This window comes from Clostridium tertium (assembly GCF_902652255.1).
In the GTDB taxonomy this organism is placed as follows: Bacteria; Bacillota; Clostridia; order Clostridiales; family Clostridiaceae; genus Clostridium; species Clostridium tertium_A.
This window is the reverse complement of record NZ_CACRTO010000005.1, coordinates 73,956-97,928: the sequence shown is the minus strand read 5'-3', so window position 1 is coordinate 97,928 and position 23,973 is coordinate 73,956. Positions and strand designations below refer to the sequence as shown.

The 23,973-nt window shown below is 28.4% G+C and carries 11 protein-coding genes and 3 pseudogenes; 1 reads left to right on the top strand and 13 read right to left on the bottom strand.

From position 1 onward, the window contains the following. Nucleotides 1–142: 142 nt before the first annotated feature. The 12 genes and pseudogenes from GPX08_RS00445 to GPX08_RS00390 form a co-directional block, all read right to left on the bottom strand. Nucleotides 143–1,423 carry an FAD-dependent oxidoreductase gene (locus tag GPX08_RS00445; protein ID WP_156624311.1) on the bottom strand — a complete coding sequence of 427 codons (1,281 nt, stop codon included), beginning with the start codon at nt 1,421–1,423 and terminating at the stop codon, nt 143–145. Further along, nucleotides 1,420–1,524: pseudogene (locus tag GPX08_RS00440) on the bottom strand (sulfide/dihydroorotate dehydrogenase-like FAD/NAD-binding protein); the annotation flags it as partial. The pseudogene GPX08_RS00440 and the gene GPX08_RS00445, both read right to left, overlap by 4 nt. Before the next feature lie 263 nt (nt 1,525–1,787). After that, entirely contained in the window at nt 1,788–2,870 is a 1,083-nt protein-coding gene (locus tag GPX08_RS00435; RefSeq protein WP_156624309.1) for a DUF2185 domain-containing protein, read from the bottom strand. Between the two features lie 196 nt (nt 2,871–3,066). Further along, nucleotides 3,067–4,422, bottom strand: coding sequence for an MATE family efflux transporter (locus GPX08_RS00430; protein WP_156624307.1), 1,356 nt, complete (start codon nt 4,420–4,422; stop codon nt 3,067–3,069). A 218-nt stretch (nt 4,423–4,640) separates the two neighbouring features. Beyond that, nucleotides 4,641–6,845, bottom strand: a pseudogene (locus GPX08_RS00425) (ATP-binding cassette domain-containing protein). 243 nt (nt 6,846–7,088) lie between these two features. Beyond that, nucleotides 7,089–7,988, bottom strand: coding sequence for an NUDIX domain-containing protein (locus tag GPX08_RS00420; protein WP_156624305.1), 900 nt, complete (start codon nt 7,986–7,988; stop codon nt 7,089–7,091). Between the two features lie 40 nt (nt 7,989–8,028). Next, entirely contained in the window at nt 8,029–8,793 is a 765-nt protein-coding gene (gene nadE, locus GPX08_RS00415; protein ID WP_156624303.1) for an NAD(+) synthase, read from the bottom strand. Between the two features lie 13 nt (nt 8,794–8,806). Continuing rightward, complete coding sequence (locus GPX08_RS00410; protein WP_156624302.1) at nt 8,807–10,276, bottom strand: nicotinate phosphoribosyltransferase; 1,470 nt, start codon at nt 10,274–10,276, stop codon at nt 8,807–8,809. A 2-nt stretch (nt 10,277–10,278) separates the two neighbouring features. Then, the gene (locus tag GPX08_RS00405; protein ID WP_156624300.1) at nt 10,279–10,827 is read right to left on the bottom strand and encodes an isochorismatase family protein; all 549 of its coding nucleotides are present in this window, start codon (nt 10,825–10,827) and stop codon (nt 10,279–10,281) included. 12 nt (nt 10,828–10,839) lie between these two features. Then, complete coding sequence (locus GPX08_RS00400) at nt 10,840–11,631, bottom strand: ribose-phosphate pyrophosphokinase (RefSeq protein ID WP_156624298.1); 792 nt, start codon at nt 11,629–11,631, stop codon at nt 10,840–10,842. 409 nt (nt 11,632–12,040) lie between these two features. After that, on the bottom strand, nt 12,041–13,450 hold the full coding sequence (locus GPX08_RS00395; protein WP_156624296.1) for an amino acid permease: 1,410 nt from the start codon (nt 13,448–13,450) through the stop codon (nt 12,041–12,043). 342 nt (nt 13,451–13,792) lie between these two features. Continuing rightward, nucleotides 13,793–14,686: pseudogene (locus tag GPX08_RS00390) on the bottom strand (LysR family transcriptional regulator). A gap of 137 nt (nt 14,687–14,823) precedes the next feature. On the opposite strand from GPX08_RS00390, the gene GPX08_RS00385 reads away from it, so the two are divergent. Beyond that, nucleotides 14,824–15,411, top strand: coding sequence for a DJ-1 family protein (locus GPX08_RS00385; RefSeq protein WP_156624294.1), 588 nt, complete (start codon nt 14,824–14,826; stop codon nt 15,409–15,411). A gap of 421 nt (nt 15,412–15,832) precedes the next feature. Here the strand turns inward: GPX08_RS00385 and GPX08_RS00380 are convergent, their stop codons facing one another. Then, the gene (locus tag GPX08_RS00380; protein ID WP_156624292.1) at nt 15,833–23,836 is read right to left on the bottom strand and encodes a DUF5011 domain-containing protein; all 8,004 of its coding nucleotides are present in this window, start codon (nt 23,834–23,836) and stop codon (nt 15,833–15,835) included. Nucleotides 23,837–23,973 lie beyond the last annotated feature (137 nt).

The window sequence follows — 23,973 nt, the reverse complement described above, 5'->3', positions numbered from 1 at the left end:
TATTTTATCTGGTAAAGAAAGAATTGATAATAAACTTGCAAATAAAATTACTTATATCAAAAAATTAAAAGCAATCATTATTAATTAAAATACTAATTACAAATCAATGTAAAAAAGAGCTACCATAAGGTAGCCCAATTCACTATATTAGCTTATTTGCAAAGACATTATCTAAGTTTAATTTTTTTATCTTATTCCTAATTTCATCTTTATCTAAAGTATATAGTCCCTCTTCCTTCATTCTTGCAAAGTATTCTGAACCTGCAAAGGTGAATCTAGCTCTTCTCCCCTCTCTAGTCTTAGACTTTTCATTAGCAAAAGAAATTATATCTCCTATTGCTATAGATGAAGGAAGAATTAATAGAGGAATCCCCATAGCAAATCTTACTGAATTGTGTCCTGCTAAGCTTCCAGTAGCTATGGCTTCTGTATGACCTACAAACAACCCAGACTTTTCGCCTGCGCAGAATAAATTGTCTACTCCGTTTACCTTTAAATCATTGGTTCTTGGTGCAACCGACATATATCTTATGGAGTTCCCCTTACTACCTGCATATGGATCTACATATTTTGCATTTTCAAGCCCTTTTATTTTTCTTAATTTTTTTAGAGGATAATACGTAGTCATTAATTTTGCGTGGCCTGTATCTAACAAAATTATATTCTCAGCAAATTCTTTTAAGGCATACTGCTGACAAACTTTTGTACTAAGTTTATCATAATTAACATCTTCTTTTGGAAGTTCTAAGATAACACATCCCTTTTCATCTAGTTCCTCCCTTAATTCACTTGATAATGTATCTTTTGATAATTTACATGAACCTGAAAAAGCTCCCAATATATCTTCTCCTCTTTCGCCTTGAATATCAGATACACCACATCTTTCGCTTATACTTATTCTAGGTCCAAAAGCTGGACATCTTAAAATACACATTGAGCATCCATTACCATATCTTAAACAATTTCCCATAGGTCCTGTAGTACCAGTTGTTTCAATAAAAACATCCCCTTCTTCATAGGTTCCATCACTTAAATATATTCCTTTAATTCTACTACCTTCAATCTTTATATCATTTACCCTGCTTTCCATATGAATTGTAATACCTAATTCTTCTAAAAACTTACTAACTCTACCTTCAATTAGATTTACATCATATAGCGTGGCATGTTTATGCCCTGGAAATTCTATATCTTTATGCCTTGCTGTATTGTCTACTATATTAATTAGATCTCCAGCTCCAAGCTCTACAAGTTCTTCAGAAGCTGTCCACCTTCCGTTATTCCTCATTATTCCACCAACATTACCAAGGCCTAATAATAAATCAGTTTTTTCATATACATGAACTTCTGCTCCTGCTTTTTTAGCAGTTATACTTGCTGCTACACCAGCCCATCCACCACCAATAATAATAACTTTTGTCATATAAATCTTCTCCCCTCAAAAACCTTTCTTGGATCTAATTGTGTCTTACAGAATCTTTTAACTCTATGCCCTGAAAATCTTACTGTACAACTTCCACATACTAGTTGTACAAGGATGCCATAATATCGTCTATTTTATAGTTGATCAAAGTTTATCATCTTTGCAAAATACAGTTTCATCATTACAACAAGCTCTTGGTGATGCAGAAAAATCAGATAATAAAGCTAAAATACAATCAGCTATAAATTCTATTAATTCTGCTTCACAAGAATTATCAAAATTTAAAGATTAATAATAAAAAAATCTGAATGAATTACTTATAAAATCAATTCATTCAGATTTTCTAACCTTATCTTATAATTTTCTAATTTTCCTCGCAAAACCTTCCCTTAATATCTCTATAAAATCCAGTATCTACTTCTGAATTTAAAAATGGTATTATCTCTGGATCATAGTTAGCAATTGTATTAAGAGAGTAAATTCCCATATTATTTGCGTCACTTAGATATTCATCCGACTCAGTCCCCTCGTAAAATATCCATCCACTATCTCCTTCTCTTGAAGGCTCATCTTTATACATATAGCCTATCTTGTAGCCTTCAACCATAATCTTATCTGTTGCTAATGCCCATTCATTGCTTTTAATTAAAGGTTTTATATCTTCTGCTTCTAAATAATATTTTTTCTTATCTTTAATATTGCTAGGCATTTCTACATCAAAAGCCCTAGGATCGATAAATCTTATAATTAAGCAAACGATATCATCATTGCTATCAAATCCCCAATATGCAGAATAAAATCCATCACCAAATCCACTACAAAACATAATTATATTATTCTCTGTATTTTCTACATTGTAATCAAGATAATCTCCATCTTCTCTTTGATACTTTGGATACTTAATTGCACTTTCCCTAAAAGATCTTGAAAAATAATCATCATAGTGGTTTTTATTTGGATTTTCACTATGCCATTTATATAAAAAATTATCATATAGCTTTGAGGTTTCTCTATCAACAAAACAAGCGAGACCAGTATCAACACCAAACCCTGCAATAACTCCTGGCTTATTATAGTCTTCTATTTCATATCCATCTGGCATTGCTATTTCATATCTGACTGGCACTTCACCCGTTATATCTAATTTTGATGATAAATACCTTGTCCCAAAAATTTCATTATTCATAATTGATATGTATACTGGGTATTTACCAGGTTTAATTTCTTTATCTAAAATACTAGACCACTTACTATTTAGGTAACATAGTGGATCTCCAATTTCAATCTTTCCTGTTGGAAAATACGCATCACCTATTTTTTCTACTATATATTCAGAGTCATCGCTAAATTGCTTATTCATATCCTCAACATTAAATGATTCTGTTAATAGATTCATATTTCGAATAAATATATCTCTCATTATATCTTCTACTGACTTATTATTCATACCCAATCCCTCTTTCTATTAGTAAATCCAATTAAACTCATAATATATTATACTATACAATTATATTCTCTAAAAAATAATACAATACTCTAAATAAAAAAAGAAAAGGACTTAGTCCTTTTCAAATAAAATTCAGTCTATACAATTTATATTTTTAATCTATATTCATATAAATATTTTCCTAAAAAATTCACTCTTACATAGCTTTCTTTACTTTATTTATCTTTATATATGGATTTCTGTAGAAAGAGTATGTAAGTTGAAGACACATTAGACACCAAATAACTGGTTCACAAATAATTACTCCAAAGTAATCGAGGCTAGGTATAAGTAATATAACAAATACTATCTTACCTATTAATTCAATTATACTTGAAACAAGTGGTAATAACTTTTCCCCCATTCCTTGTAAGGAGTTTCTTAAATTTAACAAAATCCCTAGCACAGCATAAAATGGTGAATTCAATAATAAGTATCTTACACCATTATCTATTACAGTCGCTTCACTTGATCCAGATAATGCTTTCATTAAAACTGGAGCAAAGAATAGTAAGATAACAGTGACTATAGCTCCCCATACAATAGATATAATATTTGAATAACGAACAGCTTCTCTTATTCTCCCACCTTGATCTGCACCTTTATTTTGAGAAACAAATGTTGCAAGACTCATGGATAGAGCTGAAACAGGTATAATTGCAAAACTATTAAGTTTACGTGCTGCTGTATGTCCTGCAATAATTAAATACCCTAAATTATTAATTGCAGTTTGTAGTATCACTGTTCCTGCAGATACTATCATAAGCATAACTCCCATAGATAATCCTTGTCCTAATAACTCTTTATATAAATCCTTATCAAATTTGAAATGCTCCTTCTTTGGAATAAGTATTGGACACTTTTTATAAATATATATAATACATAATACACCAGAAATTCCTTGTGATATAACTGTTGCAACTGCTGCTCCTCTAATTCCCATACCAAATTCAGTAATAAAAACTATATCTAAAACTATATTAATTACTGAAGAAACTATTAGAAATATTAAAGGCATCATACTGTTCCCAATTGCTCTTAACACTCCTGCACAAAGGTTATATAAAAACATTACTCCAACAAACATTGTAACTGTAGAAATATAAGAATATGATTCCTCTATAATATTTGCTGGTGTATTCAGTAATTGTAATAGTGGAAGTAGAAATACCTTTGAAATAAGCATTATTATTAATGTTATACCTATTCCTATAACTAGTGATCCAGCTACTGATTTTTTTACTAAGTTCTCATCCTTAGCACCATAACTTCTTGCTGTAACAATGCTAAGTCCATTCCCTGTACCAAGAGAAAATCCTATAAGTAATTCATATACAGCTGCACATGCACCTATTGCAGCTAAGGATGTATCACCTAAATAATTACCTACAATCATAATGTCAACTGTATTGTATAATTGCTGAAATAGATTTGATATAAAAAGAGGAATTGCAAATATAATTAGTGACTTTAAGATTTTTCCCCGTAGTAAATCAACATTCGTATTAACCATCTTTTTCCCTCCTGGAATTCTTATCTTTAATATAATTTCATAACTATTCTCCAAATAATTTACCAAATAATTATAACACAAGTCAATGATACTATTAATATTATTGGCTTATTTAACTTTTTATTCATCTTAATTAATTTATTACTATACAGTACTTTTGCCTACTATTATATTCTATCTTTTGCAGATACTTATAATATTTTTAAATTTTAATATAATTATAGATACTTAGCAGTTAGTGATTTACAGCAACCTTGTAGCTCCTTAGGAGTTCCTTCAAAAATCACTTCTCCACCTTTATTTCCACCTTCTGGTCCAAGATCAATGATCCAATCTGCCCTTTTAATTACATCAATATTGTGTTCGATAATAATTACTGTATTTCCGTTATCTACTATATTCTCTACAATATTTATAAACTTTTCAATATCTGCCATATGAAGACCTGTTGTAGGCTCATCCATAATGTATATTGAACTTTCCTTGTGTAATTCACTAGCTAATTTTAATCTTTGGCATTCACCACCTGATAATGTATCTAATGTTTGCCCTAGTGTTAAATATCCTATTCCCATATCATAAATAGATTGTAATTTAGTTTTAATTGGTTTTAATTTAAAGAAATCTATTGCTTCTACTACTGTCATATCCAATACTTCAATTATATTTTTACCATGGAACTTATAAGCTAAAACTTCAATTTTAAACTTTTTACCATCACAAACATCAAAAGTACTTTTTATATTATCCATAAAAGCAAGGTTAGTTTCTACAATTCCGCTACCCTTACAATTTTCACAAGCACCTTCTGAGTTAGAGCTAAACATTGATGGAGTAACATCATTTTCTTTAGCAAAAGCTTTTCTTATATTATCCATAATTCCACTATAGGTTGCTAAGCTTGATCTTGAATTTCCCCCGACAGGACTTTGGTCAATTAATACAGCTTCTTTATTTTGTTTTAAAAATTCTTCCTTAATTAATGTACTTTTTCCTGAACCTGCTACTCCTGTTACTACTGTTAAGACACCTTTTGGTATATTAACAGAAATATTTTTCAAGTTGTTTTTCTTACAATTAACAGCTGATAAATATGCCTTATGATCTCTTATATTTTCTTTTAGTGTAAGAGAGTTATTTAAAGCATCTCCTGTTAAAGTTCCTGACTTAAGTAAATCTTCATAACTACCTTTATAAACTATTTCTCCACCATTTCTTCCAGCTAGAGGTCCAACATCAATAATATGATCAGCAATTCTAATGACATCTGGATCATGTTCAACGACAATTACAGTATTACCTTTGTCACGTAGCTTCTTTAATAGATTATTTAATTTATGAACATCTCTTGAATGAAGTCCTATACTTGGCTCATCAAATATATACATTAAATCAACTAAGTTGCTATTTAGATGTTTAACCATCTTTATACGTTGAGACTCTCCTCCTGATAATGTTGAAGTTTCCCTATCTAATGTTAAATATCCAAGGCCAATATCAATAATGTTATTTAGTTTTTCAATGATACCCTTAATTAATGGTTGAGCTCCTGGCTCTTTAATTTCTTCAATTACTTTAACTAATTCATCAATTTGCATACTTGTTAAATCTGCAATATTATGTCCATTAATTAAACACTTATAAACTCTTTCATGTAGTCTTCTTCCTCTACAAACTGGACATTCACCTTCAATTAATAATTTACTAAGTTTCTTTTTAGCTGCTTCAGAAAGTTCTCCTTCTTTCTTTAAATAAAGTCTATTAAACTTAACTATTAATCATTCATAAGTTAAATTCATAGTTCCTACTTCATCTATCTTAATTTTTTCTGGCTCACCGTATAAAAACTTCTCTAACTCTTCTTCTGAATAATCACTTATCTTTTTATCATTATCAAAGAATCCTGACTCTGCAAATAGCTTCCAATGCCAAGTCCCTACTCCAAAGCCTGAAAGTAAAATTGCACCTTCATTTAAAGACTTATTCATATCAACTATTTCTTCCATATTAGGAACTAGTTTTTTACCAAGGCCCTCACACTCTGGGAACATACCATTTATATCATTAAAAGAAAACATATTAGCTTTCCCTATGTATATACTTCCAAATCTTGAATATAAAGCTCTTAAGAATGAGTTTATATCTATAATAGTACCTAAAGTTGATCTTGAATTACCACCAATTCTGCTTTGATCAATAATAATAGGTGTAGATAAATTATCAATATGGTCAGCCTTAACCTCACCATACTTAGGTAAAAAATTTCTAATAAAAGCACTAAATGTTTCATTTAATTGACGTTGTGCTTCCTTTGCTACTGTCTCAAAGACAATTGAAGATTTACCTTAGCCTGATACTCCTGTAAATATAGTTATTTTTCTTTTAGGTATTTCTAATGATTTGTTCTTTAAATTATTCTCCATAATCTTTAATTTACATACTATATCATCAATTTATATACTTTTAAACTTCTAAATAATCTTTTATATACTTCACATTATTTTCTGGGAAATATTGTAAAGTATTAATATTTAGCAAGAATAAAAATAAGTCTAGATAAAAAATTATATATATATCCATAAAATAAAAATAATCTTAGATATTTGGTGAATTTCTAAGACTATTTTTATTATTTATAATAATTATCTAAGCATTTTTTCAATATTTTATCTGTTTCTTTTCCAACTTGTATTATATTTAAATAATTTTGAAGGCCTATGGCCTACATCTTTAGTAAACTTATCTGTTTCAATTACCATATTAGAAATTTTTCTTCTAAAAGCTGCTGCTAGAAGCTCTTTTCCTTGAATTATTTCATAAACCTTTTGTAGTTCAGTTAGTGTAAATAACTCTGGCATAAGGTTAAAAGCTAGACTTGTATATTCAATCTTATTTCTTAACCTACTAATTGCGTACTCTATAATCTTACCATGATCAAAAGCAAGTCCTGTTGACTCAATTATTTCTCTTCTTACTCTTCCATCTAAGTTTTCTACGATTCTCACCTTAGCATATAGTTCTTCTATATTATTCCAAAGTTTAATTTCCACTATTTCTTCGAAACTATCTCCATTTTCTAAAGCTAAGTCATTTTCCTCTAATAATTTATAATCAACATCAAACCAACACGCATCTTCCTCATTATGCCCTGCCTTAATACTTAAAGAACTACTATCTACTAATGCCATATAGGATGAACTTATTACTCTAGTTCTAGGATCTCTATTAACTTCTCCAAAAGTATATAACTGTTCCATATAAATATTCTCGATATTCGTTTCATTTCTTAAAACTCTTAATGCTGCCTCATCTAAACCTTCGTCAATTGATACAAAGCCTCCAGGCAATGCCCAATCTCCAATATACGGATGGCTACCTCTCTTTACTAATAGAATTTTTAGAGATTTTTCAGCAAGCTTTCTATAATTATTATTTTCCTCTTCCATAACAGTAAATATTAATATATCTACTGTTAAAGATGGTTTTTTATAAATATCTGAGCTATATTGTTTTAAAAATTCTTCTTCTGTTAAACCTTCTTTATTCTTTAAAAGTCTTCCCTTCATAATTATCACCTTCTACTAACCAGCTTTTGTATTCATATTCTTATTGTTTTTCTCCATTATAATCACTGCCTTCTTTTAGCTCATATTTTGGTGGCAGACTTCTCTTATGATCATTGTATTCATATTTTATTCTAATTTTATCATCCATTTCTTTATTATAACAAGTGCCCTTTTCTATATATTTATTTATTTGCTTATAAGATATACCTAGCTTTTCTTCGTCTGATTGACCTGATATCCCATCACTAGGAGTTTTGTGAACTAATTCATAAGGTAATCCTAAATAATCTCCTAATGCTATAACTTCATCTGTTGTCAAATTACCTATTGGATTAAAATCATAAGCATTATCTCCCCACTTTGTAGTATAGCCTACAAAAGCTTCCGATTTATTTCCTGTACCACAAACCCTATAATTCATACTAGCACCAATTGCATATAAAATTGTCATTCTTAGTCTTGGAGAAATGTTAATTTTAGCATCAATAGATAATGTATCGTCCTTAATTCCATTTATTAAGCCATTATATGCTTCTTCAATATTTACTATTTTATAATTAATTCCAAGAATATCTACAACTCTTAAGCTATCAGAAATATCTTTTTGCTCTCCATTTGGCATTAAAATTCCAAATACCCTTTCCTTTCCTAAAGCCTCAACTAATAATTTTGATGTAATGGTGCTATCTTTCCCACCACTTATACCAATTATAGCTCCCTTAGCATTAGGTTGTTTTTCAAAATACTTTCTTATCCAATTTATTATATTTTCACTTACTCTTTTTACATTAAAGTCTTTTCTCATTATTCCACCCCAATTAAAAGTTTTTGTGCAATCTATTCCTTATCTCAGATAATGAATAGTCTTTCATAAGTTTACCATCCTTAAATACAACTTCTAATAAATTATCTTTATATTCTTCTTGCTCTTTTATAGTTAATTCATCTTTATATAAAATATTTTTTCCTTCTTTATAAACATAACACATTCCCTTTTGTGATTTTTTAAAATTTCCTGTGTCCGTTTTAGGATCTTTAAATATAAATTTTTCTTCATTATTAATTACTGCATGTGTAGCTTTTAGCGCAAATCCAAAAGTATCTCTTGTGTTATATTGGTATGTGTAAGAACCAATCCCAAATACACAATTGTTAACTGCAAACCCCTTTTTCTCTAATCCCTTACAGATTTCTTCACACCTTTCAACTGTTATACTATCTCCATAAATTGTACCTATTTTATTATTTAAAACTTTATATCCTTTTGTATTAATTTCACCACCAAAAATGTCCCATAAAAGTTCAACAGTTCCTTTATATTCATCACTACCATTTGTTGCATTTTTATCTCCACATATTATCTTTACTGGATCTCCACTATCTCCTCTAATAACTATTTTTCCATCTCTATTTAAAATATCTTCTTTTAATCTCGGAAGTATATCTGTTATAACATTCCAGTAATCATAAGTGTCAGATACTATACTTAAAGTTCCATTTGGAAAGACTTCAGTAATTAATCTTTTATATGCTAAATACTCATCTTGTCCATAACTACACATTACACTATGCTCAGTAGATGGTGTTCCAAGTCCTACTATTTCATTATCTATATTAGAATTATAATATTTTTCTAAAAAGTCTATTGCTGGAATTGTGGCTGTTCCAACAAAAGAGAGTAGATGTGCTGCCCCACTAAATTCGGCACTTTCTAATGAACTAAAGCCTCTCATACTAAAATCTCCACAAGCTCTTTTTACATCACCATTGTCAACAGTAAGGTTAAAATATTTTCCTACTATTTCTCTATACCTATATCCAATACTTGCAGATGTCATAGGTTGCCATATATTACAACTCATAAAAGTTTCTAGATAATTTACAAGCCAAGCAAAATCTTTATGAGTATTTGTAATTTCAATCATTGGAGTTTTAATATTTACTCTTATCCCCTCTTCTACAGCTTTAATTTGTATTGGTAAATATCCTAAATCATATAAATCTTCAATGTGCTTTGTATCTGCTGCTACAGTTCCCATAGTTTTAGTAATAACTCTTTTATATTCAGAAATAACCTCTTCTTTATCTCTATTAAAGAAATTTTCATTAAAATATTTAATTAAATACTTTTTTAAGAATGGTTGTAGTCCAAACATAACAACTTTATCTATATCTTCTTTTCTTGACATTCTTGGAGTCCAATAGCTTACTAGCTTAGTTAACCCTTCTGCATAGCACATATGATGAATTGTTTTATAAAAATCTGTTAATAGTAATGGATTTGACATAATTATTCCTCCCTATTTATCACCTTTGCTTGTAAACCTTCTGCTACGTCTAAAGTCTTTTCATGCAAGCTCTCATCAAAGCTAGCACAAAGTTTGGCATCTATTATAATTTCTGAATTTCTATATTGGGATTGGAATAATACTAAATTACTAATTACACATATATTTGTAACTACTCCAATTATCTCAATTTCATTAATATCATCACCAATATCCTCTGATATTTTAATCATATCCTTTGGAGATATTCCAAATCCTTCCTTTTCATAATAGAAGGTATTTTTTGCATTTATAAAGTTATTCAATCTTCCATATAAGTTGTGTCCATTGGTGCCTTTAATACAGTGAGTTACAGGTAAGTTCTTTCCTTCTCTAGTATTAAGGTAATCTTTTTGATGAGTATCATATGTGAATAGTACTTTTTCTCCATTTTCAATATACTTATTAATTTTCTCATAAATTAAAGGTTCCAAAGTTTTAGCTTTTTCAAATCCCAAAGCTCCATCTACAAAATCATTTTGATAATCAATAACTACTAATAATTTTTTCATAATTAATCCTCCCTAAATTTCATAAATCTTAATTTTTTTATGGCTTCTATTTAAAATACTATTTGTTGTATATATTCCCGTTATTAAATCACTATTTAATAAATTACCTTCAAAGATTGTATTTTCACAATGAGTTACTACTAAATATATTTCACTTGCACCCATTTCTTTTAATTTTGATGCTGTAAGCTCAAAAGTTCCTCCTTTAGAACAAAGGTCATCTACTATAATTGCCTTAAAGCTTTTTTTATCTATTTCTCCATTAATCTCTAATTTTTTAATATATCCAGTGTTGAAATCACGTTCTTTACTGGCAGTTAGTATCTTATCATAATTGATTTCCTTACCATATCTTTTAGCTGCGCCAGCATCTGGATAAACTAAATATACATCATCTTTACTATTCTTCACCTTTAGCAATTTTTCTGTTAAAATCTTAGACATATTTACTACCCTTACTCTATCTAATAATGCAGTAGAGACATCTGAATGTGGTTCATAAATAGTTACACTTTCAAAATCTAAACTATTTATAAACTTACATAGATACTTTAAGGTGAATACTCTTATTCCCTCTGTTCTATCCATTCTGCTATATGGTAAATAAGGTATTAATAAATTACATCTTACTTTTAATTCATCTAAATGTCCTTTTAAAAACATTAAATGTGTTATATCCTCATCATTTTCAAAGTTAATCTTTATTTCATTAATATCTTTTATCATTAAATTATTGCTATTAATCAATACCTCTCCATTTGGAAATTTTTTAATCTCTAATTTCTCATCATTAAAATAAATCATTTTATACCCTCCTAATTCTTAAAATCATTCAAACATACTACTTTAAAACTTATTATTATCTTGTTATTATCAATTTGTTAATATGTTATAATCATATTCTTAATACCACTAAATGTCAATGTAAATTATTAATATTTTTTATATTTAGTTGTTTTTTAGAAGAAAAAAGTATGTATCAACTTTTCTATTAATACATACTTACAAAATAAATTTTTTATTTTAATATGACTTTATTTCTTTTAAAGAATACTTTCTCCTCTAAGGCGAGAGTCAAGATTTTCTTAATTCATCATCTGAAAATATAGGGTAATGTACTTCCTAAATAGAATCTATAATGCAATAAAATTATCTAATATCAAATTTTAATATAAAAAAGACAGTCTCATATAAATTGAGACTGTCTTTTCTGCTATTTAGATGTATTTGTTCTCTTAGCTATGTAAGGTAAAATTAATCCTAAAGCAATTAAAACAAATGGAGTTATAATATTTAATAAAAGTTGGAAGATATCTTTTGAGTACATTCCACCTATACAAGCAAATGCTGTAAAGGCAAAGCACCAAGCTCCAAATATTATTCCAAGAGTTTTGTTTTTTACAAAGTAATATTCTCTTTGGAATTTCTCTCCAACCTTCTTTAAAGCTATATAAGCAACGAATACCCATAAATATCTTAGTGGCATACATACTGCATTTAGCTTTATTAGCCATCTAACTAAGTCATCAACACTACCTATTCCTATTGCTGGAACTATAATCAATATTGAAACTATAACAAAAATTAATTTGAATCCATTAATATATGCACCATTTTTATTTTTTACAAATAACTTTTCTGGTATAAATCTTCTATCACCACTATCAAGTAACATACGTAATGGAGCATCAATAGAAATTATCAGTACAGCAAATTGCCCAATCATATTTGTTATTGCATAAGCTATAACAAATAAATTACCTACGTTATAGTATTCTCCAAGCTTTTGGAATGCATAATATGCTCCATTTGTCATAAGATCCTTTGGAATATTATTTGAATCAAACATCATTCCTAATGAAATTGTTCCTAGTATAGCTGTAACTGCAACCATAACAGCTAAAGCAATCATTCCTTTAGAAAAACCTTTAGCTGGATCCTTCATTTGATTTACATAAGGAGATATTTTTTCACATCCACCAACCGCAAAGACCAATATTGATATACTTGTGAAAAAAGCCATATCAAACTTTGGTATAAACGTACTTAATGACCAATCAATTTGATTTAATTGTACATTTGTAATTGCTGGAGCTGCCATCATTAATAAAATAAATAGCATAGACATTATAAACATAGATGTTCCAGCTAAAGATGATAATTTCTTTAACGGATTTAAACCCTTAGATGCAATATACATAGCAACTATAAAAACAATTAAACAACTTATTTGTAATAGTACTGTATTCATATTACTAATTCTACTATCTTGAAAAATTGCCCAGCTTGATGCAATCATAAAGCTATTAGGCTTTTGTGAAAGATATGGCATATGTACAACCCAATATGTCCAACCAGCATAGTATGCAAGCTTAGGTCCTATAGTTTCTCCAACCCAAGAACTAACACCACCACCATGACTTTTAAATGCTGATCCTAATTCTCCTACCATTAATGCATATGGTATAAAATAAATTACAAAAATAATTAACCAAGCTACAATTGCTTGTAATCCATTATATTCAGAAAATCCGTTGATTACATTACCGAATCCCCAAACTCCTGAAAAGGCCATTAACGCAAGACTATACCACATAATCTTTTTACTATTGTTTTCCGGCATAATTTTTCCCTCATTTCTATTAAAATAATAAAAACTATAATTATATTAATGTCATATTTTGTTGTTTTTTATCATTTTAACATCTTTTTCATATGAAATTTTAATAATAAAATTAGTTTTCTATTTTAAAGGGAAAAATATTAAATTTATTTTAATTATATTAGTTTATTTTTTATATTTTATAGTTTTTTAAAAAGAAAATTTTTTAAAATATAAAAATTAAAATTTTAAATAAGGTTAATTTAACCTAAAATCAACCAAAATAATTATAAAGGTAGTAACAGTTTCATTTCCCTTCCCTTATTTCAAATTCAATTCATTAACTATTTTTTAATACTAATCTTATTCTAACTCATTACTATACTTCATTATAATTTCAATAAACTTACTCATTGCTAATGAAATACTTTTATTCTTATGATAAGAGAGTTGTGTTTTAAACTTATCAAATAAACCTTCTACTTCTATCATCTTAAACTTACCTTCTTCTATTTAATCTTTAACTGCATAGTAAGGTAAATAAGAGATCCCCAGTCCATTCATAACACAATTTTTAATAGCTTCCACACTTGATAATTCAATAGGGTTTCTAAATCTTATTTTTTTCTCTTTCAAATAATTTTCAAAGGTTAATCTAACTAAACAACCTTTTTCAAAGAATATAATTCCTTCTCTAGCGAATTCTCCTTCAGAACTTTCCATTAGAAATCTCAAGTCAGCATCAGGTGCTCCAACTATCACCATAGTTTCATCTTTTAATTTCTTAACTATTAATTCTTTATCTACAATTTCTGGTGAAATAGTCAATAAAAGATCTAACTCTCCACTACATAACCTACTTCTTAATTCACTACAATTTGCATCTTTTAAAATAATATTAACATTAGGATAGCTCTTATTATATTCCTTTACAACCTTACCTAGCCTATATATAGTTAAGGATTCTGAAACTCCAATTACTAAATCACCTGCTACTCCCTTTTCATCTGAAGTTAAATTCTTTATTTCTTTATATAGATCTAACATTTGTCTAGCATAGGGAACTAATTCCCTACCAATATTGGTTAGTACAATCTTTTTACCTAGTCGATTAAATAATACTTCACCAAGTTCATTTTCTAATATTTGAATATGTGATGTTATTGTTGATTGAGCATATCCTAAATAATCTGCTGCTTTTGTAAAGCCTTCAAGTTCAACTATAGTTATAAATGTTTGTAAATGCCTTATTTCCATAAATCTCATTCCTTTATTCCAATTCTATAATAATACGTTATCATAAATTTCGATTGTTTACTTCATTTATTTCAATTTTCTTTATGATAATAAGAAGCATATAATATAAACATAGAAAATAAAGGGAGATGGTCAATGTGAAAAAAGTATTATTACTTCTTGCAGATGGTTTTGAATCTGTAGAAGCTAGCGTTTTTACAGATGTAATAGGCTGGAACAAATTAGAGGGTGATGGAGAAACAGATTTAGTAACTGTTGGATTAAGAGATAAATTAAGATGTACCTTTAATTTTATAGTTACACCTGAATTGTTAATTAATGAAATTAATGTTGATGATTTTGATGCACTAGCTATACCTGGTGGCTTTGAAAATGCCGGATTTTACAAAGATGCTTATAGCGAAGAATTCCTAGACTTGATTAGAGAGTTTGATAAAAAAGATAAAATAATTGCAGCAATTTGTGTTGCTGCTTTACCAGTTGCAAAAAGTGGTGTTTTAAATAATAGAAATGCAACTACTTATAATTTAGGGAATGGACTTAGACAAAAACAATTATCTCAATTTGGAGCAAATGTTATTGGAGAGAAGCCAATTGTTATAGATAAAAATATTATTACTTCCTATAATCCTTCTACAGCCTTCTCTGTTGCTTTTAAGCTTTTAGAAATGCTTACATCAGAAGAAAACTGTAAAAAAGTTAAGACATTAATGGGATTTAATTAAAATATAATAATAAGTATTTCATAATACTATGAAATACTTTAGATAGAGAAAAAAGAATATTAAATTTATATTACTATTTAATCATATTTAACCCAAATTGCGAGTCTGTGATTTTATAATTATTTATGTTATAATTAAAGTGTAAAGAAAATATATTAAAACTTCCTAGTTTAAAAATAAAAGTGAGCACCTCTATATTATATGGAGTTCTCACTTTTACTTTTATATTCTACATTACTAATTATCACTTTTAATAACAATTTAACTATCTATATAAATTCTCTACTCAATACTTATCTTCTTCATATTTGCTTTAAGATGCTTTTATTCCTCTGTTCTAATTAATTTAACTTTACTATATAGAGATAAATTAACGCTAACCCCCTAGTATACTATAACTAAGGGGGGTTAAATATTATTATTATTTTACATCAAACATAAATAATGCTTGACTTAAGTAATTACTTTCATCATCTTGATACGCTATATACATGCTATGTATATACTTATCAAAGTTTGATGTATCAAAAGAAATAACTCCATTTTCATCCATTATTTCTTCTAAAGATAAATTAACAGCTTCATCACTTCTATTACTCTTTATACTTATTGCTTTTGGTATTAATCTATCACCATTTTTATTTAAAACTTCATAATCTAAAGTTACCTTATTATCTTTTACTTCAAGCATACCTGCACTTATCATTTGAAGATGTGCATTTATGTTAGTTAATTTTTTTAGATTTTTAAGCGGTGATAAATCTTTTATTTCATTATATGATAAATCTATTGATTCTAAGTTTTTAGCATATTGTAATCCTTCTATGTTTTCAATGCCACTACCAGCAAATGAGGCATTTTTTAATTTATGCATATCACCTATAGTTATATCATCACCTGATAAATTAAGTTCATTTTTTATAGCTGATTTAAGATATTTATCTGATATATTTACTACTTCATTTAAATCTACAGCTTCTTCTAAGTTAGATATTGCCTCTTTTATTTCTGAAACCATAGAGTTTATTTCTTCTTGCGTACTTATTTTATCTGTTAATATAACATTTGCTTTATTTAAAGCATCTTCTAGCACTTTGAATGATTCTTCAGTGTATTCATTTTTATCATAGTTCTTAGCTTCTTCAACCACTGATTGCAATTCTTCATAATTACCTTGTACATCATTTGCAAAATGAAGTTTAGTATCTCCCCATGTAGCATGGTCTGATCCTATTCCATTTCCACCATCAGTTACTACAAGTTTTAATTCCTTAGCTCCATTAATATCAATTTCTAAATACTTCATAGAATCTCTTGAATTCATTAATCCACTATCAAATTTCTTCTCTCCATCTACATAAACTTGGAATATAACTGATCCTACTGAACCAAACATTTGTCTATCTACCCCAACATATGAGCTGAAATATGAATAGTCTTTATCTGTTAAGTCATATATTATTGTAGAAGTTGCATGAGTTCCTATTCCTCTATCAAAATAAACAACTTCTCCATCTTTATTTGTTAAAGCAAGTTTATTATCACTTACAGATTTATCCTTATTTACAGTTTTCCAACCTGAATTTGCAGATTTCCAATCATAATCTGTTAAATAGTTGTAATCATTCATATCAACTACTGCTATAGTTCTAGTTTTAACTACTTCATTTCCATCACTATCAGTAACTTTATAAACTAAATCATATTTTCCTGTTTTATTAAAGTTTACTTTACCTGTTACTTCAACCTTATCAGTTAAGTTTCCATCTTCAGCATCAGTTGCAATATATTCTTCATTTAAGTCTATTTCTTGACCAAGTTTAGTTGATATTGATTCTGGTATTTTTAATTCTGGTTTTGCATTAGTAGTGTATACTTTAGTATCTCCCCATGAAGCAAAGTCTCCAAGACCATTGCCATCTGCATCATTAGCTACTAATTTAAGTTCTTTAACTCCAGTAACATCTAGATTTACAAGCTCTGCTTCAGTATCTCTTCTTATTACATCTGAAGTATAAACTTCCTCTCCATCTGCATATATTTTAAATATTATAGTAGTTCTATTATCATCATAGTTTTTATCAGTACCTACATATGTTGATAAATTAGTATAGTTTCCATCTAATTTATAAACTATTTCAGCATTTGTTGCAACTCCTATACCTTTATCAAATTCTTTAACTTCACCATTAACATTAAGCTTTATTTTGTTACTTGTATTAACAGCTGAATCCTTATTTACATTCTTCCATCCTGAAACTGCAGACTCCCATTCTAAATCTGATAAATAAGTACTTTCACTATATACTACAAACTTTCTATCTTTGCTTGCTTTATTTCCATCTGCATCTGTTATTGTATATGTCACAGTGTATTCCCCAGATTTATTTATATTAAAATCATTTTTATTAACTGTAACATTACCAGTTATATCACCATCTTCTTGGTCATTTGCAGAAACACCTGACATTAAATCATAATCACTATTTAATTTTACATAAGTTAAATCTTCAACCTTTAATGTTGGAAATTTAGCAATTATTATCTCTTCAGCTTTCTTTAAATCTTCTTCAAAGAAATTAGCACCTGGATGATTTTTAACTTCTTCTCTTAAAGCTTGTACCTTTTCTAAAGTATTATAACTATCAGTAACTTCTGTTTTAGTGCTATCAGTAAATATATTTTCAATCTTATCAGCTAAATCATCTACTTTATAGAATGACATTTCTCCAATACTAGCCCAATCCTCATGCGCTTCAATAAACTTAAATTTAACCCTTCTTGCACTTGTTTTTGCTATTTTAAATTCAACAACATCATTTATATTTCCGTTATATTCACCTTTTCCTACTAGTATGAAATCATCACCTTCAGCTTCAGTAGAAACATAAATTTCAAACGTCTTAGCAAATCCTTTCCCACCATTTCTAGCAGCATAAGCTATTCTATTTATTTCAGTAGTTTCTCCTAAATCAAACACAACTTCATTTGTAAATGTACTAGTATTTCTATTTCCAGTTTCCCAATGAGTGTTACGATTATTATCTATAGCCTTTTCTAAAGGACTATTTGGATAGTTTCCACCATTATTTGTTGCTGAAATAACAGGCACTTTAAATTCTTCATTATATTTATTTAACTTATCAAATTTCCCATATTTTGATTTTACTACTGTGTAGTCTTCGTACACTGTAATATAAGATTTCTTTTCTGCAGTATTATTATTACTATCTTTTACTTTATAAACAACTTCAAATCTTCCTATTTTACCTTCTTCATATGAATTTGATACTATTTCTATATTTGATGTTAAATCTCCATCTTCCGCATCCTTTGCAGTAATACCTTCATCAAAGTTTACATTTTCACCTATTTTATAAATCTTATCATTAGCAATTATTTTAGGTTTACCATTATTGGTAGTTAATTTAGGATTAGCTATTACTGAATGATCTGAAGTATTTCCATTTCCTGCATCAGTAACTTTTATCACCAATTCTTTTACACCCTTAACAGGTACATTTATATATGCCATATTATCTGCATGCTTTAACACTTCAGTAGTAGCTAGAACTTTATCATCACCTATTATTTCAAATTTTATACTTGAGTTATTTTGTGCTTCTATACTTGCATCAACTCCAAGTAAAGCTTCAAAATTATCATAGTCTTTACCTGATAAATCATAAGTTATTGTACCATTAGCATGTATCCCAAAGCCTTTTTCAAAGTCTTTTACATCACCATTTACTCTACCTTTTATATTAGAGTTTCGTCTTGGAGTTCCCCAAACTGTTTCAGCTGACGTCCACTCTTCATCTGATAAATAATCATAATCACTTACCACTTCAACTTTCACAGTCTTTTCTACCTCTATTTCATTATCAGTTACTGTATATTTAACGTAATAATTTCCTTTTTTACTAGTATCCACATTTTGTTCTACAGAAACCTTAGAAGTTATATCATTTCCTTCATAGTTTAATACTTTTACATAATTTAAAGGATTAAACTCTTCTCTTAATTTTAAAGTTATATTGTTTTGTTGAAGATTAACACTTGGCCCAAATGAATTTACTTCAACAGTTTCACCTGTTCCTAAATTAATATCATACGGTATTACTTCATATTTAGAATTCTTAGTTTTATCTGAATTAGTATCTACAAAAACATTTGTTGAAGTGAATCCTATTACCTCACCATCTTTTAACACTTCATATCCTAATAAATCTGATTTTACATTATTATCTACATTAAAGGTTAATTTAATTCCATTATCTACGCCATTTAGTGATACTTCTAAATTAGTATCTTGAGTAAATCCATTTCCCTTATAATTAGCCTTGCTATTATTTAAATACCATATCTTTTTATCTGGTTTTGGATATTTGCTAGTTTCTTGTCTAGTTTCTTCATTAACTTCAAATCCATGTCTAGCAAAGTATTCGCTTAAATCTTCACCTACTACTTCTGAAGAGAATTTAACTAAATATTGCATTTTAACATTATTAGGATTTTCATTTTCTAAACTAACTTCTCTTTCTCTATATAATTTATTTAAATCTCCCCAATATCCTGGTTTATACATTTCTAATTGCCAATATACTGCTAAATTTTCTGCTAGTTCACCTTCTGAGTATTTATTAGAATTTTCACTTATAACATTCTTATAAGTTTTATTTTCAAATGGTATTCTATTATCTACCTTATCGTAGTACACAGACATATACATAGGTAACATATTATTTGTAACTTCACCATATAATCTTGCATTTACATCCATCCTATGTCCTATTTCATGATCTAATCCCCAACCTGGCTCTCTAATTAATAAACTTGCCATTACATCACTTTGTACACCTATATGATTGGTATATGCATACATATATCCAAATGGCTGTGCTAATCTAACATTTTCTCTTATATATTTAGGATCATTTTGCTCATTGCTACCATCTAGTCCATAATACCTAAAAAGTTCTTCCATATGATTATTATATCTGTGGATTGTATCTAGTGGATTTGCACCTTGTTCTATATATGCTTCATATGCACCTGTAGCAGTGCCTGTCCATACTAAATGATCACTTACAAATTCAAAAACATCTAATACTTCTCTATCTAATACATTTGGATTTTTAGCTATATCCTCATCTATTGCTTTCTTATACTCTATTAAAAACTTCTTAAATTCATCTTCACTAGTATCTTCTGTAAGAAATGGATATTTATCTCCTGAAGCAAATCTAATTACTGGAACTTTTGGCTGCTGCTCACTAGTGTATGGATTTATAATATATATGGATCCTCCTCTAGTTACATCATGTTTATACCAGTTATCAATTGCAATATCAGGAACTGTTATTACATTTTTACCTGGTTTTAAATCCACTGTTCTCATCCAGTTAGCAAAGCTTCCTTCTTGTTGAGCAAATGCTAACTTTGGCATTGGTTGACTTGGATCAGCATCTACATAAACTGTTATTTTCTCACCTGGTTTTGCCGATATTCCTGTAGGTTGATTATTATTACCAAATCCAAACTTTAAATTCTTATTGGCATGTGCTACCATGTCTCCATGTTGCTCTGCAGTAATAACTTTAACAGTTTCTAACTCACCATTAAGTATTTTATGTGCTAACTTAAATGATTCTTCAAATGAACTTTCTAAAGGATGTCCTTTAGCTTCATTTTCTAAAGCTTGTAATTTATCAATGCTATTAAATTCTTCTGATAATTCATTCATTAATGCATTTGTAAATAAACTATCAACTTTATCACTTACTTTATCTTGCTTATAAAATGCTAACTCTGATAATGTAGCCCAATTTTGATCTGAATTCTTAAACTTAAATTTTATTCTTTTAAATTTAGTTGGATTAAACTTTGCTTCAACCAATCCAGATACTTTATTATGATTACCAGTTGCGACAAGCTGATATGTATCTCCTTTAGATGTTGTAGATCCATATATTTCAAATTCTTTAGCAAATCCTTTATTATCAGATTTTCTTGCTCCGTATACTACTCTATTTAATTCTACAGTTTCTTTAAATTCTACTTCTACCTCATTTGTAAAATCACTTGTATTTGACCTATTAGTTTCCCAATATGTATCTATGTTATCATCTATTGCATTTGTTATTACTTGAGATAAATATTGACTTGCATTATTCCTAATACTACTTATATTGTTGTTATCCATTTTAAATAAGTTGGAATATTCTTCATTAGTATAATGCTCAAATTGCTTTGTAGTCGCTGCTGTAGCTTCTATTTTTTGCTCGTTTAATAACTCTCTAGCATTATTTAAATCTTCTTTATAGTCTTCATAAAAAGGATGATTTTTAGCTTCTTCTTCTAAAGCATTTATCTTATCAACTGTATTAAACTCTTCACTAACCATACTCATAGTACTATCTGTGAATAATCTTTCAAATTTCCCTGCTGTTACATCTTCTTTATAAAATCTAAATTCAGCAACAAATGGTCTATTTATATTAGCCTTTACAAATTTAAATTTTATTCTTTTAAATTTAGTTGGTTCAAATTTAAATTGTAAGAAGTCATTTGTACTTTTAGCACTTCCGCTAGCTACTAATTGGAATGTATCCCCATTTGTTGTTTCTGAAGCATATATTTCAAATTCTTCTGGGAAGCCTTTTCTATTATCTCTTGCTAAAAATGCAATTCTATTTAACACTTCTGGTTTATCTAATGTAAATATTACTTCATTAGTAAAGTTTTCAGTATTATTAGTTTTTGTTTCCCAATGAGTCTCAGGCTTATCATCTAACATATATTCTAGTTTAGTACTTGGATAAACTCCTCCATTTGCACTTACATTAATAATGTTAGAATTAGGCATTCTGTAAAGATCACTATATTCAGCATCTTTTCCATTATGATAAGCTTCTAATCTTGAAACTTTTGCAGTTGTAGCTTCAATTTTATTTTCTTGTAAAAGTATTTTGGCATCTTCTAAAGACGCTTTATAATCTTCATAAAATGGATGAGTCTTCATTTCTTCTTCTAAAGCATTTATTTTATCAACAGTGTTAAACTCCTCGCTAACAATGCTCATTGTGCTATCAGTAAATAATCTTTCAATTTTCTCTGCTAATTCATCTTGAGTATATAGTCCAAATTCCGCTGCACAAGCCCAATTTTCATATCCCTTTTTGAATACAAATTTAACTCTTTTAAATTCAGTAGGATTAAATCTAATTTCTATAGAGTCTTGGGTTGCTTTAGCTGTTCCACTAGATACTAATTCAAAAGTATCTCCTTTTGATGTTCTAGATGCATATATATCAAATGCTTCTGCAAAACCTCTGATTGTCCCACGTGGAGAAGTGTACACTATTCTATTTAATGTTGTTAATTCATTTAACTCTATTACCACTTCATTAGTAAAATCTCCACTATTTTGCCTTCCTGAATGCCATTTTGTATTTATATCTCCATCCATAGCTTTATCTATACCTTCGCTTGCATAATGTCCACCATTTGTAGTTATCGATTTCATATTACTTAGTGGTACTTTATAAATAGCATCATATGCTGGAAGCAATTCATTATTCATATCTTTAAACTTAGATACCTTTGCATCAATGTAATTAACTTCTTTATTTTCAACTATTAATTTTGCATTTTCTATATCTTCTTTAAAATCACTATACAGTGGGTGGTTTTTAACTTCTTTATCTAAAGTATTAATTTTTTCAATACTATTAAATTCTTCTGAAACTTGGCTCATAGTATCATCAGTAAATAAGTTTTTCATTTTATCTCTTACTGTATCTTCTTTATAGAATATAAACTCTGATGCCGAAGCCCAATCTTCATTAGCTTTTTTAAACTTAAACTTTATTCTTTTAAATTTCGTTGGATTAAACTTAATTTCTACTATATCCCCAGTAGAACCTTTATATTCACCGGAACTCACTAAAGTAAAATCATCTTCTTCATCTGTAAGAGATCCATAAATTTCAAGTTCTTGAGCAAAACCTTTTCCTTTAGCTGATGATTGCCTAGCAGCATATACTATTCTATTTAAAGTAGTTTCTTCTTTTAATTTAAATACAACTTCATTTGTGAACTCAGAATTATTTGGTCTTCCTGTTTCCCAATGTGTATTGAAATTATTATCCATGGATTTATCAATAGTTGAATCAGAATAGTTACCTCCATTATTAGTTATAGATTCAATGTTTGAGTTATCCATTTTGAAAACTTTATCATAAGCACCTATATTACTGCTATTTAACAAATCAAATTTACCTATAGTTGCTTTAGTAGATTTAACTTCCACTGTTGATGTTATATTTGTTGATATTTCATCAGCTAAAACCTTTAGTGATGGTGATGAAAAATTAGTAATTACCAATGCTAAAATTAATCCAGCAATTTTTCTTTTATTCATTTGTTCCCCTCCTGATTATTATCCCCCTCAGAAGCACATTAAAAAAAGCTACTCCAAAAAGAGTAGCTTAAAGTATTCATATTAATTAAGAACTTTTGCACAATAAATAAGTGCACCAATACTAATTAATTTAAAAA